Annotated in this window: 11 protein-coding genes; 4 read left to right on the top strand and 7 right to left on the bottom strand. The window is 71.6% G+C overall.

Annotated features, from left to right (window positions below; genetic code table 11):
- Window positions 1-13: 13 nt before the first annotated feature.
- Genes R9X44_RS14785 through R9X44_RS14795 form a run of 3 tightly spaced genes read right to left on the bottom strand, consistent with a single transcriptional unit; the run spans window position 14 to window position 4,201 of the window.
- The gene (locus R9X44_RS14785) at window positions 14-1,417 is read right to left on the bottom strand and encodes a FadD3 family acyl-CoA ligase (RefSeq protein ID WP_319814707.1); all 1,404 of its coding nucleotides are present in this window, start codon (window positions 1,415-1,417) and stop codon (window positions 14-16) included.
- A gap of 29 nt (window positions 1,418-1,446) precedes the next feature.
- Window positions 1,447-2,625, bottom strand: coding sequence for an amidohydrolase family protein (locus R9X44_RS14790; protein ID WP_319814708.1), 1,179 nt, complete (start codon window positions 2,623-2,625; stop codon window positions 1,447-1,449).
- A 31-nt stretch (window positions 2,626-2,656) separates the two neighbouring features.
- The gene (locus tag R9X44_RS14795) at window positions 2,657-4,201 is read right to left on the bottom strand and encodes an AMP-binding protein (protein WP_319814709.1); all 1,545 of its coding nucleotides are present in this window, start codon (window positions 4,199-4,201) and stop codon (window positions 2,657-2,659) included.
- Window positions 4,202-5,461: 1,260 nt separating this feature from the next.
- Here R9X44_RS14795 and R9X44_RS14800 point away from each other — a divergent pair.
- Both R9X44_RS14800 and R9X44_RS14805 read left to right on the top strand, forming a co-directional pair.
- Window positions 5,462-6,181 (top strand): enoyl-CoA hydratase/isomerase family protein, encoded by a 720-nt coding sequence (locus R9X44_RS14800; protein WP_319814710.1) that lies wholly within the window; start codon window positions 5,462-5,464, stop codon window positions 6,179-6,181.
- On the top strand, window positions 6,171-6,872 hold the full coding sequence (locus R9X44_RS14805) for an alpha/beta hydrolase fold domain-containing protein (protein WP_319814711.1): 702 nt from the start codon (window positions 6,171-6,173) through the stop codon (window positions 6,870-6,872). Before R9X44_RS14800 ends, R9X44_RS14805 begins: the two co-directional genes overlap by 11 nt.
- A 506-nt stretch (window positions 6,873-7,378) precedes the next feature.
- On the opposite strand, the gene R9X44_RS14810 is transcribed toward R9X44_RS14805, so the two are convergent.
- Window positions 7,379-8,413: a DUF2306 domain-containing protein gene (locus R9X44_RS14810; protein ID WP_319814712.1), complete on the bottom strand. Its 1,035-nt coding sequence runs from the start codon at window positions 8,411-8,413 to the stop codon at window positions 7,379-7,381.
- A gap of 85 nt (window positions 8,414-8,498) precedes the next feature.
- Here R9X44_RS14810 and R9X44_RS14815 point away from each other — a divergent pair, with 85 nt between their 5' ends.
- Window positions 8,499-9,542: a sensor histidine kinase gene (locus R9X44_RS14815; protein WP_319814713.1), complete on the top strand. Its 1,044-nt coding sequence runs from the start codon at window positions 8,499-8,501 to the stop codon at window positions 9,540-9,542.
- Window positions 9,539-10,183: a response regulator transcription factor gene (locus R9X44_RS14820; protein WP_319814714.1), complete on the top strand. Its 645-nt coding sequence runs from the start codon at window positions 9,539-9,541 to the stop codon at window positions 10,181-10,183. Before R9X44_RS14815 ends, R9X44_RS14820 begins: the two co-directional genes overlap by 4 nt.
- Before the next feature lie 1,957 nt (window positions 10,184-12,140).
- On the opposite strand, the gene R9X44_RS14825 is transcribed toward R9X44_RS14820, so the two are convergent.
- The 3 genes from R9X44_RS14825 to R9X44_RS14835 all read right to left on the bottom strand — a co-directional run bounded on the left by R9X44_RS14825 (window position 12,141) and on the right by R9X44_RS14835 (window position 15,522).
- Window positions 12,141-13,019, bottom strand: a complete 879-nt coding sequence (locus tag R9X44_RS14825) for an NAD(P)-dependent oxidoreductase (protein WP_319814840.1) — start codon at window positions 13,017-13,019, stop codon at window positions 12,141-12,143.
- Window positions 13,016-14,674: a thiolase C-terminal domain-containing protein gene (locus R9X44_RS14830; RefSeq protein WP_319814715.1), complete on the bottom strand. Its 1,659-nt coding sequence runs from the start codon at window positions 14,672-14,674 to the stop codon at window positions 13,016-13,018. Before R9X44_RS14830 ends, R9X44_RS14825 begins: the two co-directional genes overlap by 4 nt.
- Before the next feature lie 143 nt (window positions 14,675-14,817).
- Window positions 14,818-15,522, bottom strand: coding sequence for an SDR family NAD(P)-dependent oxidoreductase (locus R9X44_RS14835; protein WP_319814716.1), 705 nt, complete (start codon window positions 15,520-15,522; stop codon window positions 14,818-14,820).
- Window positions 15,523-15,564: the final 42 nt, after the last annotated feature.

Below are 15,564 nucleotides of genomic sequence, written 5' to 3' on the forward strand. Positions count from 1 at the left end.
GGGCCCGGGGAAGTCATCGCAGGAGTTCCTTCTGGACCTTGCCTGTGGCGTTCAGCGGGAGTTCGGCGCGGAACTCGACCGAGCGCGGCACCTTGTACCCGGCCATGCGTTCACGGCTCCAGGCGATGACCTCCTCGGCGGTCACCTCGCCGCGCGGCACCACGAACGCCTTGCCGACCTGGCCGAGCCGCTCGTCCGGGATGGCGACGACGGCCGCCTGGGCGATCGCGGGATGTTCCATCAGGAATCCCTCGATCTCGGCCGGGTAGGCGTTGAACCCGCCGACGATGAACATGTCCTTCTTGCGGCCGATGATCTTCAGCCTGCCGTCGGCGTCGAGTTCGCCGAGGTCGCCGGTGTGGAGCCAGCCTTCGGCGTCGACGGCCTCCGCGGTCGCCTCGGGGTCGTCGAGGTACCCGGCCATGACGGTGTAGCCGCGGATCAGGATCTCGCCGTCGTCGGCGATCGCGACCTCGACGCCGTCGCAGGGGGTGCCGACGGTCGTCGCGATCTGCTCGAAGGTGTCGCCGGGCCGTGACGCCGTCGCCGTCCCTGCCTCGGTGAGCCCGTAGCCGGTCATGATGTGCTGGAACGGCAGTTCCTCGCGGACCCGTCGGATGAGCTCGACGGGAATGTCGGCCGCGCCCGTCACCGCGACCCGGAGTGTGGTGAGGTCGCGGGCGCGCGGGTCGGCGAGGAGGGCGTGGTAGAGGGTGGGCGGGCCGGGCAGGACCGTCACCTTCTCGCGGTCCACCAGCTCGATCACCGCGTCCACGTCGAAAACGGGGACGGGCAGCATCGTCGCGCCACGGATGAGCGAGGCGATACATCCCGCCTTGTACCCGAAGGTGTGGAAGAACGGGTTCACCATCAGGTAGCGGTCGCCCTCGCGGAGCTGCGCCTGGTCGCACCACTCGGCGTACAACCTGAGCGTCTGGGCGTGCCGCATCATGACGCCCTTGGGCCGGCCCGTCGTGCCCGAGGTGAAGATGACGTCGGCGACGTCGTCGGGCGCGACGTCGCGCTGGAAGGGCGAGCCGCTGGCGAGGAAGTCGCCCTTGAGGTCGATGACGGGCACGCCCTTAGGCGCGGTGTACTCCTCGCCAAGGAAGCCCTGTTGGACGAGGAGGAGCTTCGCGCCGCTGCGGGTGACGACGTCCTCGGCCTCCCGCTGCTTGAAGCGGGTGCTCACCGGGACCAGGACGCCGCCCGCGGTGACGAGCCCGAACGCCGCGATGATCCACTCCGCGGAGTTCGGCGCCCACACCGCGACCCTGTCGCCCTTGTCCACCCCGGCGGACGCGAAGGCCCCCGCGGCGGCGCGGACCCGCTCGGTCAGTTCGGCGAACGTGAGCCTGAGCGGGCCGTCCACGACGGCCTCGGCGTCGCCGAAGCGGTCGGCCGCGCTCAGCACCATGCGGGGGATCGTGTCCCAGGGCGGCCGGGTCATCCCGCGATCAGCCTGGCCATGTTGCCGCCCATGATCTTGGCCTTGTCCTCCTCGCTGAGGCCCTTCAGCTCGTCAACGTAGGTGACGGGGTCGGCCAGCCCCTCGGGGTGCGGGTAGTCCGAGCCGAACAGGACGCGGTCGACGCCGATGAGGTCCGCCAGCTCGGCCATGTCCTCCTCCCAGAACGGGCTGATGTGGACCTGGCGGCGCAGCACCTTGACGGGGTCCTCGAGGAACTGGTGAGGCATCTTCTTGTACAGGTCGGTCAGGGTCTTGACCAGCGGGCCGACCCACGAAGCGCCGTTCTCGATGACCGCGACGTTGAGGTCGGGGAAGCGGGACAGCGCGCCGTGGCAGATCAGCGCGGAGACCGCGTCCTCGATGGGCCGCCACTCGCCGATCATGCGGAACACGTTCGGCTTGAACGGCAGGTACTCGCGGTTGCCGCCCTCCCAGTCGTTGGCGTAACGGCTGTAGCCGGAGTCCGACGAGTGCAGCGCGACGAGGACCTTGTGCTCGACGACCTTCTCCCAGAACGGGTCGAACTCCTCAAGCCCGAACGAACGGGACCCGCCGAATCCGGGGACCGGCGCGGGACGGATCAGGACGGCCCGCGCGCCGCGCTCGACGCACCACTCGAGCTCCTCGATCGCCTTGTCCACGATCGGGAGGGTGATGACGGGGGTGGTGAAGATGCGGTCCTTGTAGTTGAAGGACCAGGTCTCGTGCAGCCACTGGTTGAGGGCGTGGATGACGACGTGGATGAGTTCCGGGTCGTCGCGCATCCGCTCCTCGATGAGGCTGGCGAGCGTCGGGAACATGAGGGTCTGCTGGATGCCCAGCTCGTCCATGAGTTCCAGGCGCGGGCCCGGCTCGCGGAAGGCGGGGATGGAGTCCATCGCCTTGCCGAAGATCTCCCTGCGGTCCTTCCCCTCGGGGTTGCCTACGCGGAAGTACTCCTCCATCGCGCCTGGGCGCGCGACCTTGTCGAAGGTCGGGTTCGGGATGTACTCGCTGATGTGGCCGCGAATGGCGATCTTGGTGCGGCCGCGGACGTCGACGTACTCGATGACGCCCCGGTACTCCTCAGGCAGGTACTTGGTCAGCGCCTCCCGGGTCTCATACAGGTGGTTGTCCGCGTCGAAGAGCGGATACGGCAGCACACGCGAAGCCATAGAAGATCCTCCTTTGCGATCTATGAGAATGCTATTCTCCCTTTGCGCGCATCGCAATATCGCGGCGGAGCACGAACTTCTGGATCTTGCCGCTCGCGGTGCGCGGGAAGTCGGCGACGGCGTGGATCTCCTCGGGCCACTTCTGCCTGGCCAGGCCCGCGCGCTCCAGGTGCGTCCGCATCTCGTCCAGGCTGGGGAGGGCGGTGCCGGGACGCATTCTGAGGACGGCCGCGGCGTGTTCGCCCAGACGTTCGTCCGGAGCGGCGACGACGGCGGCCTCGGCGACGCCGTCAAGGGTGAGGAGGAGTTCCTCGACCTCTAGCGCGCTGATGTTCTCGCCGCCTCGGATGATGAAGTCGGCTAGGCGGTCGGTGATGGTGAGGTAGCCGTCGGGGTCGAGGACGCCGATGTCGCCGGTGTGGTACCAGCCGTCGGCGTCGAACGCCTTGGCCGTCAGCTCGGGGTCGGTGTAGCCGAGGCAGAGGTCGGGGCCGCGGCTCAGGATCTCGCCGTTGTCGGCGAGGCGGATCTCGACGCCGGGGAGCACGTTTCCGTCGGTGAAAAGGCGCTTCTCTTCCGGAGCGGTGTGCCGTGAACCCGTGATCGACGGGTGCTCGGTGCTGCCGTAGGAGCGGAAGACGGTGATGCCGAGGCCCGCGAGGCGCGAGGTGATCGCGCCGGGGACGGACGAGCCGCCCAGGCCCGCGTAACGCATCGCGGGCAGGTGCTCGGGGGTGAAGTCGGGGTGGTCGAGGAGGCTGGTGATGTAGTAGGTCGCGCCGCCGCCGACGCGCAGGCCGTCGGACTTCATGAGGGCGAGGGCCTTGCCCGGGTCCCACACGTCGGCGAGGTTGACGGGCGAGCCGTCGAGGACGGGGATGAGGAAGGCGTTCACCATGCCGATGAAGTGGCCCACGGGCGCGGCGGTGAGCTGTTCGCCCCGGTCGGGCGGGTAGAGGCCGGACAGCTGACGCGTCTCGTGGCCGAGGGTGCGGTGACTGTGCACGACGCCCTTGGGGTCCCGGGTGGTGCCGGACGTGAAGGCGATGAGGGCGGGGGCGTCGGGATCGACCGGTAGGACGCCCTGGAGGGGTTCTTCGGCAAGGAGTTCTTCGAAGTCGCGACCCACAACGCCCACTACGGGCACGTCGGCGGCAAGGTCGTCCGGGAACTCAAGGCGCCCGAACCGCTCGACTCCAACAAAAACCTTCGGCTTGACGTGGTCGAGGATGTATCCGAGCTCCTTGCGCCCATAGAAGTGCACGACAGGCACGACGACCGCCCCGAGGAACGCCGACGCCCAGAAGACCGCGGCCGCCTCCATCCAGTTCGGAAGCTGGAACGCGACGACATCCCCGGGCCCGACACCCCTCTCACGCAGCCCCGCAGCCAGACGACGGGCGACCTCCTCCACATCCCCGAAGGTCCCCACATAGGGCCGAACCTCGGAATGAACCCGGAACACGGCGTCGGGCGCACCCGCCAGCCCCCGACTGAGCAGCTCCCCAACCGTCTCCCGAGACCACCACCCCTCCCCCTCATACCTCGCGACCAACTCCCCAGGAATCTCCCTCACGCCAGTCCCCTCTCACACCCGAGAACAAAACTCTCCCATTCCGAGAGCCGTAATACCACAACACCCCACCCCACACCGAGCCCCCCAACCAGACCCAAACCCCAAACCAGACAACCCAGACGAACCCTCGCCCCACCCACACGGGAAAACCGAACGCGCACAATCCCCAAAGCCGGCAGCCCGGACGGACCCAGCCCCAACCCGCACAGGAAGACCAAACGCGCACTCTCCAAACCCGGCAGGCTGGCCGGGCCCAGCCCAGCCCAGCCCAGCCCAGCCCAGCCCAGCCCAGCCCAGCCCAGCCCCGAATCGTGCGGGACGGTCGGACAGGTGCGAGCCCCGGCCCCGAATCGCGCAGGACCGGCCGAACGGATGCGGGCCCCGGACCGGCCGAACGGGTGTGGGTCCCGGGCCGGGCGGGCGGGTGTGGGTCCCGGGCCGGGCGGGCGGGGCGTGGCCTGGGCAGGCTGGGCCTGCGCGGGATGGGCTGGGCCTGCGCGGGGTGGGCGGGGCCTGGGCGAAGTGGGCGGGGCCTGGGTGGGGCAGGAGGGGCCTGGGCGGGCCGGGCCGAGCCTGGGCGGGGCGGGCGGGACCTGCGCGGGGTGGGCGGGCGGATGGGCACGGGCCGCCGAGCCGCGCGAAAAGCCCGACGGGCGCAGGTCCCAGGCCCAGTACGCAGGCCGGACGGGAACAGGCTCCGAACCGCGCGGGCGGAGGGCCCGGGCCCCCGAACCGCGCGAAAAGCCCGACAAGCACGGGCCCCAAGCCCAGTACGCAGGCCGGACAGGAACAGGCCCCGAACCGCGCGGGAAGCCCCACGGGTGCCGGTCCCCGGCACAGTAGCCAGGCCGGTCTGGGGCAGGTTCCGAACCGCGCGGGAAGCCCCACGGGTGCGGGTCCCCGGCACAGTGCGCAGGCAGGACAGGCACAGGCTCCGAACCACGCGGGCAAAGGGCCCGGGCCCCCGAACCGCGCGAAAAGCCCGACAAGCACGGGCCCCAAGCCCAGTACGCAGGCCGGACAGGAACAGGCTCCGAACCGCGCGGGAAGGCCCACGGGTGCGGGTCCCGGGCGCAGTAGGGGTGCGGGTCCCGGGCGCAGTAGGCAGGTCGGGGCGGTCCGGCCCGGGCCCCGGGGCGGGCGGCGGGAGTGCGGTAGGTCAGACTTGTCCGGGCCTGTGCGGGCTGGAGCGACAGGGCTCAAGCGGATACGATGTTCGCGCTCTACGAGAACGGCGCTACCGCTTCTGGAGAACCACACATGGTCGAGCTTGAACTGGATCGCGGGGTCGCGGTCATCACCATCAACCGGCCGCAGGCGCGGAACGCCATCGCCCCGGCCACCATGGACGAGCTGGACAAAGCGCTGGACGCCGCGGAAGGGGCCCGCGCGCTCGTCATCACCGGGGCCGGGGACCGCGCGTTCGTCTCTGGCGGCGACCTGAAGGAACTCGCCGCCGTCCGGACCGACGAGCAGGCCCGCGCGATGGCGCTGCGCATGCGCGGCGTGTGCGACAGGCTCGCCGCCTTCCCCGCCCCCGTCGTCGCCGCGCTCAACGGGCACGCGCTCGGCGGCGGCGCCGAGGTCGCGGTCGCCGCCGACATCCGGATCGCTGCCGACGACGTCAGGATCGGGTTCACCCAGGCGACGCTCGCGATCATGCCCGCATGGGGCGGCGCGGAGCGGCTCGCCGCGCTCGTCGGACGCGGCAGGGCGATCCTGCTCGCCGGGACCGGACTGCTCCTCGGCGCGGCCGAGGCCGAACGGCTCGGCCTCGTCGACCAGGTCGTGCCGCGCGCCGAGTTCCCCGAAGCCTGGCGGACGCTGGCGCACGCGCTCGCCGACGGGCCCGGCCTGGAGACCAAGCGCATCACCGCGCCGGGCGTCACCGCCGACGAGGCAGCCGGGGAGTTCGCGAAGCTGTGGTGCGCCGACGCCCACTGGGAAGCCGTCGAGAGGGCGATGAACCGTGGCAAGTGAACCCCGCCTCGAAGAGGGCCCTCTCGGCCCCGTCATCCACCCGCCGGCCCCCAGCGGCCTCGTCGTCCTGCACCTCTCCGGCCGCGAAGAGCCCGCCCTGGAGACCGCAGCCCTGTGGAGCGCCCACACCGGCGCGACGGTCGTCTGCGCCAGACACCGCCTCACCTACCCGCAGGCACTCCAGGACGCCCAGGCCGCCTACGAGTACTGCCGCACGCTGGGCACGGTCATCGTCGCCGGTGAACGCATCGGCGCATCCATCACCTCCTCTCTCCTCGTCCGCCTCCGCGACCTGGGCGCCCCGATGCCGCGCGGCGCGATCCTCTCGTCCGCGATCCTCGACCTCACTCTCGACGCCCCCAGCATCGCCTTCAACGCCGGAGCCGATCCGGCCTTCGACGCCCCCGCGCTCCGCGCGACGGCCGCCTCCTACGCGTCCACCACCTCCCCCTCAGACCCCCTCCTCAGCCCACTGTTCGCCAACCTCCACGGCCTCCCCCCGATCCAGCTCCTCGTCTCCGGCACCGACCCCTTCATCGACGACTCCCTCGCCTTCGCCACCCGGGCCGCCCGCTCCGCGGTCCCCATCGAACTCCGCGTCCTCCCCGACTCCGCCCACCTCCGCACCCGCACCCCCCAAGCCACCACAACCTTCCTCACCGCCCTAACCCCCACCCCCACCTCCCCCTAACCCACCCAATCCCCACGCCCTCCCACCCCACCCAGCTCCGACCCACCCGCCCTCTTGCTCACGTTCGTCACAGTCTCCTCCTACATCACAGGAGTTACACCGACGTTCTTACAGTCCCCCACCCGCCCGCAGCAGGGTGGCGACGCCGATGCCCGGAACCACAGCGCGCAGTGCAGACACCTTCGCCGGACCCCCTTCCGGGCGCTCCTCCGTACGCGGAACCACAGCACGCGGTGCGCGCACCTTCGCCAGGCCCCGCACCGGTCGGTTCCTCCAATGCGCGGAGCCACTGCGCGCAATGCAGACACCTTCGCCGAGCCCATCCCGGGCGTTCCTCCGTACGCGGAACCACGGCACGCGGTGCGCGCACCTTCGCCGGGCCCGCTTTGGGCGGTCCCTCCGGTACGCGGAGCCACAGCGCGCAGTGCAGACACCTTCGCCGAGCCCCATTCCGGGCATTCCTCCGTACGCGGAACCACTGCACACTGCGGGCACGTGCGCCGGGCTCAGTTCCGGGCGGTGACACCGGTTGTGGGCGTCCGCGCTTGCGCGGTGGTGCGCTTGTCCGGGGCCGCGTCCGGACGGTCGCGGCGTACGGGTGTGGGTCTTCGGCGTGGTGCACGGCGTGGTGCCCTTTGTTGTGGGTGTTGACGGTGCTCGGGAGTGGGACTCGGGAGGGTCGGATGTGGGGGTAGGGCTCGGCTTGAGTTGGATGCGCGGGTGCAGCGAGTTGGGGTGGGTTGGTGTTGAAGGGTCCGGGGTCGTCGTGGAGGTGGCGCTCGACTTAAGTCGGATGCGGAGGTACGGGTTGTGGGAGCTGGGGTGGGGTTAAGAGGGCCGGGGTTGTAGTGGGGCTCGGGGGTTTGGGGGTGGGGTTGGCGGCGGCGGTGGAGGAGAAGTTCGGCTAGGGCCACGTTCGGGAGCCAGGAGAGGAAGGGGACGAACAAGTAGGCGCGTTCGAAGAGGTCTTCTTCGGGGACGCCCGTGGCAGCCAGGATCGGCATGAGGAGCATCACCCACAGGCGTAGGGTGACGCCCGCGTAGGTCAGGGCGAACAGGCGGATCGCCCAGCGGCGGTGGGAGTTGATGTCGCCGCGTCTTATCGCGCGGAAGGCCAGTGCGGCGCAGAGCGTCCAGAGCAGGGCGAGGGAGCCGAATCCCGCGGTGCCGACCGGGCCCGCGAAGGAGAAGGGGGCAAGGAGCAAGCCGGACGCGCCGCCGATCGCGATCGCGATCAGCGTGACACGGCCCGCTGCCCGGTGCATGCCCGGGGCGCGTGCGCGCAGGCGCGCGGCGAACTGCAGGGGGCTGAGCAGCAGCGCGATGCCGCCGCAGGCCGCGTGGACCAGGAGCGCCGCGCGCACCCAGCCGGGCTGCGCCGCATAATGTGCGGCGAGGCCGACATCGTCGCGCGCGAGCTCGGCCAGCGGCGCGGTGAGATAGGGCAGCGGCGCGTAGACCGCGATCGCCGCCGCGGTCAGCGCGAACCACCACCAACCTGCGGTGCGTGCCCGCGTCGCGGGCGGAACTGTCGTCGTCATGCCAGCACCGTAGAAAATCGAGCGACGCCCCCGCCTCCCTCACGTGAGTGATGCGCGGGCACGATCTGCGGTGCAGGATGCGGCTATGCGCATTCCGATCGTTGCCGGGCTCACCGTGGCGACGCTCGCGGTCATCGCGGGCATCCTCGCCCCGGCCGAGCCGCCGTATCGCCAGCCCGGCGCACTGGGCTGGGCGCTGTTCGCGGTCTCGGTGCTCGCGCTCGCGGCGCTTCGGGTCTCGCCGCTCGGCACGCTCGCCGCGACCTGCGCGGTCCTCGTCGCGAACGCCGCGGCGCAGCATCCGGCGACCTTTGTCCACTGGCCGCTGTGGATCGCGCTGTGCGCCTGTTTCTCCCGCTACAGCGATCCGTGGAAACGCGTGGCGGCCGTCGGCGTGTTCGCGGTTGGGCTGGCCGGCTTCACCGTCTTCGACATGGCGCCCACCGAGACCTTCTCGGGCATCGCCGTGGGGTTCCTCATCGCCACGATCGGCGGGGAGGCGCTGCGCAACCGTCGGGCCTACGCGGCCGAGACCGAGGCCAGGCTGCTGCTGGAGGAGCGCTCCCGGCTGGCCAGGGAGCTGCACGACGCGCTCGGCCATGCCGTCACGGTGATGGTCATGCAGGCGTCGGTCGGGCGCAAGGTGTTCGCGAGCAATCCCGCCTTCGGCAGGGAGGCGCTGCGGCACATCGAGACGCTCGGGCGCGGCGCGCTCGAGGAGCTCGACCAGGTGCTGAGCGCCCTTGACGGCGACCCACCGGGCCCGCCCGACCTCGCTGCGCTCGCCGAGCGCGTGCGGGCCGCCGGGCGGGAACTCGATCTCGACGTCGACCTCGGCGACGCGGTGCTCGGCGCGCAGACCTCACGCGCGCTGCACCGGATCGTCCAGGAGGCGGTGACGAACGCGCTGCGCCACTCGGAGTCCGGCCGCATCCGGGTTGGCCTCGCCCGTGCGGAAGGCAGGGTGCGGCTAGAGGTACTCAATGAAGGGGTCGGCTTCGGTGATCCCGAGCCCGGCCGTGGCATCGCCGGGATGCGTAGGCGGGCCGCTGAGGCGGGCGGGGAGTTCCATGCGGGCGCGACGGCTGAGGGCTTCGCCGTCCGCGTTGTCCTTCCGGAGGCGGCATGATCCGCGTCTTCCTCGCCGACGACGATCAGCTCGTCCGCTCGACCCTTCGGGCGCTGCTCAGCGCCGAGCCCGACATGTCGGTCGTCGGCGAGGCCGCCAGCGCACACCGGGTGATCGAGGGGGTGCGGGCGACCCGGCCCGACGTTGTGCTGATGGACGTGCGGATGCCGGGGCCCGACGGGGTCGCGGCGACCCGTGAGATCCTCCGGCACCCGCCGCCGCACCCGCGCATCCTCGTGCTGACCACGTTCGACCTCGATGAGATCGTGGACGGCGCGATCGCGGCCGGGGCCGACGGGTTCCTGCTGAAGCGCGCAACCCCCGAGGAGATCGTCGCGGCGATCCGTGCGGTCGCCGGGGGCGACGCCGTGCTGTCCCCGCAGGTGACCCGTCGGCTGCTGCGCGATCTCGCCGCCCGCCCCAGACCCGCCCCCCTCCCGGTCCCCCTGACCGACCGCGAGTCCGATGTCCTGCGCGAACTCGCCCGCGGCCTGTCCAACCCCGAAATCGCCGACACCCTGGGAGTCTCCCTGGAAACCGTAAAAACCCACGTCAAAGCGGTCCTCCTCAAAGTGGGCGCCCGCGACCGCACCCAAGCCGCCGCCTGGGCCTACCGCACCGGCTTCCCCGGCCTCCCCTAACCCCATCCCCAACACCCACCCCTAACCCCACCCCCACACTCCCGCACCCCCACCCAGGGTTCCGAGGCCGCGCCCTCAACGGGCCCCACACCCCGCGCCCTAGGCCCCGCACGGCCCCACGCCCCGGGTCCCGCGTTTAAGCCTTCGGATAATCCCACGCCTCACGCCCTAGGCCCCGGCACCCCGCGCGCACCCTGGGCTCCGCGCGCCCCGCGCCCGGGTTGCGCCCCCACGCCCTCAGCGGGTCCGCGCCCTGGGGTCCCGGGCCCTGACTCCCGCGCCCTGGGGGCTGGCGCGGAGGGTGTCCGCAGGGGGAAAGCGGTTTCGCGCCGTGCGCGCGGGGTTGGGGCTGTGACCTCGGTAGGTCCCGCGCGCTGTGCCCTGGGTGCCAGGCGCCCGTGCCCGGGTTCCGCGCCGTGCGCCCCTTGGTGGGTCGGTGCCCTGCGCGCTGGATCCCGCGCCTCTGGGTCCCGCGCCCTGCGGGCTGGGTCTTGCGCGCCCGCGCCCGGGTTTCGCGCCCTGCGCGCTGGGGGTCTGGGCCGCGCGCGCTCAGTTGGCCGCGCCCTTGAGTACCGCACCCCGCGTCCAGGGTTCCGCGTCTGAGCCCTCGGCGGGTCCGCGCCCCGCGCGCGGGTTCCGCGCCGCGCACGCCTCGGTGACTCCGCGCCTCGCGCGCTGGGTCCGTACTCTGCGCTGGGTCGGCACTGTGCGCGAGCACCCTGGGTTGCGCGTCAGACCTCGGTGGATCCCGCCCGCGTCCTAGGTTCCGCCCCGCGCGTGCCTCGGTGGGTCCGCGCGCTGCGCGCTGGATCCCGCGCCCTGTGCGCTGGGTCTTGCGCGCCCGCGCCCGGGTTTCGCGCCCTGGGGGTCTGGGGGTCTGCGCCGCGCACGCCCTTAGTGGCCGCGCCCTTGAGTTCTGCACCCCGCGCCCAGGGTTCTGGGGCTGTGCCTTCGGTAGATTCCGAGCACTTCGGTGGGTCCGCGCTCCGCGTCCTGGGGCCTGGGTCTAAGCCCTCGGTAGGGCCGCGCGTCACGTCCTGGGGCCCGCGCTGTGCGTCCCTCAGCGGGTCCGCGCGCTGCGGTCTGGGTTCCGCACCGTGCGCGCCCTGGGTTCCGTGCGCTGCGTGTAGGGTTCCGCGCCGTGCGCGCGGGGTTGGGCCGTGGCCTTGGTGGGTCCCGCGGACTGTGCCCTGGGGCCTGCGCGCCCCGCGCGTGGGTTTCGGGCTGCGCACGCCTCGGTGGGTGCGCGCTCCGCGCGCTGGATCCCGCACCGTGTGCGCGCGCCCTGGGTACTGTGCGCTGCGTGTGGAGGTCCGCGCCGCGCGCGGGGTTTGGGCTGTGTCTCGGTGGGTCCCGCGCACTGCGTCCTGGGGCCCGCGTCTAGCCCTCGGTGGGTCCCGGGCGCCGCGTCCTGGGGCCCGCGCCGTGCGTCCCTCGGTGGGTCCGCGCCCCGAGCCCTGGGTTCCGCGCCGTGCGCGCGCCCTGGGCTCTGTGCGCTGCGTGTGGGGGTTTGCGCTGCGTGTGGGGTTTTGGGGGTGGGCTTCGGTGGGGTTCGTGCCCTGGGGGCTGGGTCCTGGGGTTTGTGGGCTGCGTGTTGGGGGCGGACTGGGGGCCTTGGTGGGGGCGGGGGTTGGGGCTTGTGTTTGGGGTTCTGCGTGTCGCGCGTGCGGGTTTTGGGCGTGGGTCCTTGGTGGGGTGTGGGCGGCGTGGGTCGCGTCGTTTTCACCGCACTTGGTGTGGGTTGTGCTCTGGGGCTGGGGTTGGTGGGGTTGGGTGGGGTGGAGTGGGTGGTTAGGGCGGTGGAGGGTGGTGAGGTGGTGGAGGGTGAGGGTGAGGGTTGTGGTGGTGGTTTGGGGTGAGGGGGAGGTGGTTGGGGGCTTTTGGGGTGGTTTGGGGGTGGTGGGTTTGGGGGGTGGGGGTGGTGGGGTGGTGGGGCTGGGGAGGGGGGTGGGTGGGGTTAGTGGGGGGTGGTTAGGTTGGTTAGGGCTGTTTGGGCGGCTTGGAGGGTGATGTTGGGGGGGATGGAGGCGGTGGTGAGGAGGGAGGTTAGGAGGGTTAGGTCTTTTTGGAGGAGGGGGGCGGCTTTGGGGGCCATGGGGGCTAGGGTGCCGCCGGCGGCTTGGAGGCGGGAGAGGGCGAAGCTTGCGCCGCTGCCGTGGGAGGCTACTTCGGCTAGTTTGAGGGGGTTTATGCCTAGGGATTCGGCTAGGGCGAGGGTGCCGGAGGCGGTGGCTAGGTTTGCGGTGAAGAGGGTGTTGTTGAGGAGTTTGGCTAGTTGGCCGGAGCCTGTGGGGCCGAGGTGGATGATGGGGTTGGCGTAGGTGGTGAAGATGGGGTGGCAGCGGGTTATGGTCTCGGTGGGGCCGCCTGCCATGATCAGGAGGTGGCCTTCGGCTGCGGCGGAGGGGCCGCCGCTGACCGGGGCGTCTATGAGGGTTATGCCTTGGGTGGCGGCTTGGGTGGCAAGGCGGGTGCAGGTGTCGGGGTGGACCGTGCTGTGGATGACGATGATGCCGTTGGGGGCGAGGCCGGCTAGGACGCCGTTGGGGGCGGTTACGACCTCTTCTACGTCGGCGTCGGTGACTACGCAGATGCAGACGATGTCGCTGGCGGCGGCCAGGGCGGCGGGGGAATCAGCGGTTTGGGCGGGGGTGTCGGCGAAGGGGGTGAGGGATTCGGGGCGGCGGGCCCAGAGTGTGGTGGGGTGGCCGGCCTCGGCGATGCGGCGGGCCATGGGGGCGCCCTGTGAGCCAAGGCCGATGAATCCGACGCGCATGGGTGTCTCCTCATGTTGTGGGGACGCGCCGCGCTGCGCGGCGCGGTGGTGCTCGGTCAGGCGTCGGCGCGCAGCAGCATGACGCCGCTGGGGGTGAGTCCGCCGCTGCTGACGACGGCGACGCGCGCTCCGGCGACCTGGCGTTCGCCCGCCTCGCCGCGCAGCTGGGTGACCGCCTCGTGGACGAGGCCCATGCCGTGGGTGCGGCCGTGCGAGAGCTGGCCGCCGTGGGTGTTGAGCGGGATGACGCCGTCGCGGGCGATGTTCTTGCCGCCGTCGAGGAAGTCCTTGGCCTCGCCGATGCCGCAGAAGCCGAGACCTTCGAGCCAGGACAGGCAGTTGAAGGTGAAGCCGTCGTAGAGTTCGGCGACGTCGACGTCGTCGGGGCGCAGGTCGGTGCGCGTCCACAGGTGGGCGGACTGGCCGAGGACTTGGGGTTCGTGGGTGAGGGTGCTCTGGTCCCATTCGGGGCGTTCGAGGATCTGGGTGCCGACCGCCTCGACGTGGACGGGCGGTTTGGCGAGGTCGCGTGCGGCGTCGGCGGCCGAGACGATGACGGCGACGGCCCCGTCGCAGGGCACGTCGCAGTCGTACAGCCCGAACGGCGTGGTGATGGGGCGGGCGTTCAGGTAGTCGTCCATCGTCATGGGGTCGCGGTAGACGGCGGTGGGGTTCAGCGCCGCGTTGGCGCGCTGGTTGAGCGCGATCCAGCCGAGGGTCTCGCGGGTCGTGCCGTACCTGGCGAAGTGCCGTTGGGCGTTCATCGCGAGCGTGTGCGCGGCCGACAGGGCACCGTAGGGCTTGAGCCACCCGTCGGCGCGGCCTGACCCGCGCGCGGGCGGGTTCCGGCGCATCAGCTCCATCGACGTGGCCTCCCACAGCGTCCGGAAGCACAGGACGTGTCGGGCGAGCCCGCCCGCGACGGCGAGCATCGCGCCGATGAGCGAGCCGCCGGGCCCGAACGTCTCTGGCCCGCCCTGGTGCCACACCGGACGGATTCCGAGCGCCGCCTCCAACGCGGTCACGCCGCCTTCGGAGAACCCGCCGAAGGCTCCGCCGCCCGGGTAGGTGGCGAGGCCGTCGATGTCGTCGAAGGTGAGTCCCGCGTCCTCGACCGCGCGCTTGCACGCCTCGACGGTCAGTGAAAGCGGGTCGGCCATCAGACGACGGCCGATCCGCGACATGCCGATGCCGGTAAGGGCGGCTTTGTCCTCGAACTTCTCCGCGCGGACCATGGGCCGCACATGCCGCCACATCGCGTCGGGCTCGATCGCGTCCCGGACGGGCGGTGCCGGGTCGCCCTGGTCGGCGGCGGGCCGGAACAGCGGCAGCCAGACGTCCTCGTGCCGCTCGAAGACGACCTCCATCCGCATCCCCAAGGACAGCTCGTCGGGGTCGCAGTCCACAAGGTTCGTCGTCAGCCGGACGCGCGGGTCCTCCTCGATCGCCACCTGCGCGATCGTGAACGGTGTCGGCATGCCGGGCGCGGGAAACCGGTGATTCACGGTGAATCCGATCAAAGCGGCCCGCCCGGAGACGGCCCGAACCCCGATCTCGTCCCCCCGGCAGTACCGGCAGACGGGCTGGGGCGGATGGATCAGCGCCGCGCACGACGCGCACTCGGCGAAGCTGAGCACCCCGTCGGCCCCCGACGTCCAGAAGAACGCGTTCTCCGGGGTGAGCGCGGGCAGGGGCCGCTGCGAGGGCGGGTTCACACTGTTCTCCTTGGGCTGTGCCGACCTTGCCGTGCCGTCCGGAGCGGGCATGGCTCCCGCTCCGGACGGCGGTGTCGCCGGTCCCCGCACGTTTCGCCCGCGATTGCGTACCGTGCCGGCCCGACGGGTTCGCGCGGGGCCGCTCAGGTGTTGCGGCCGCCGTTGACGCCGATGATCTGGCCGGTGATGTACCCGGCCTCCTCCGAGACGAGGAACGCGCAGGTCGCGGCGATGTCCTCGGGCCTGCCGACGCGGCGCACGGGGGTGCGTTTGATGTGGTCGTCGATGGTGCCGCCGAGCAGTTCGCGCGACTCGGCCTTGCGCAGCATCGGGGTGTCGATGAAGCCGGGCGGCACGGCGTTGACGGTGACGCCGGACGGGCCGAGTTCAAGGGCGAGCGCCTTGGTGAGGCCGTTCACCGCGGACTTGGCCGCGACGTAGTGCGTCATGTAAGGCTGGCCGGAGTGGGCGCTGGACGACGAGATGTTGACGATCCGGCCCCAGCCCGCGGCCTCCATGTCGGGCAGCGCGGTCTGGACGCAGTGGAAGACCCCGTTGAGGTTGACGTCGATGATCCGCTGCCACTTCTCGAACGTGATCCTGGCGAACCGCTGGAACCCGTCGACGCCCGCGGCGTTCACCAGCACGGTGACGGGTCCGAGCTCGGCGCGCACGGCGGCGAAGGCCGCCTCGACCTGGTCGCGGTCGGACACGTCGGCCTTGTGGGCGTGCGGGGCGTCCGGCGGGTTGAGGTCGAGCACCGCGACGTTCAGTCCGTCGGCCCGCAGCCGGTCGGCGATGGCCTTGCCGATGCCGGAGCCGCCTCCGGTCACGATCGCGTTGGTCACGAGCGCACCCCTCCGGGCTGTGTCATCACAAGAATCTCCCTT

It is taken from the genome of Actinocorallia sp. A-T 12471 (assembly GCF_033875155.1).
Classification (GTDB): domain Bacteria; phylum Actinomycetota; class Actinomycetes; order Streptosporangiales; family Streptosporangiaceae; genus Actinocorallia.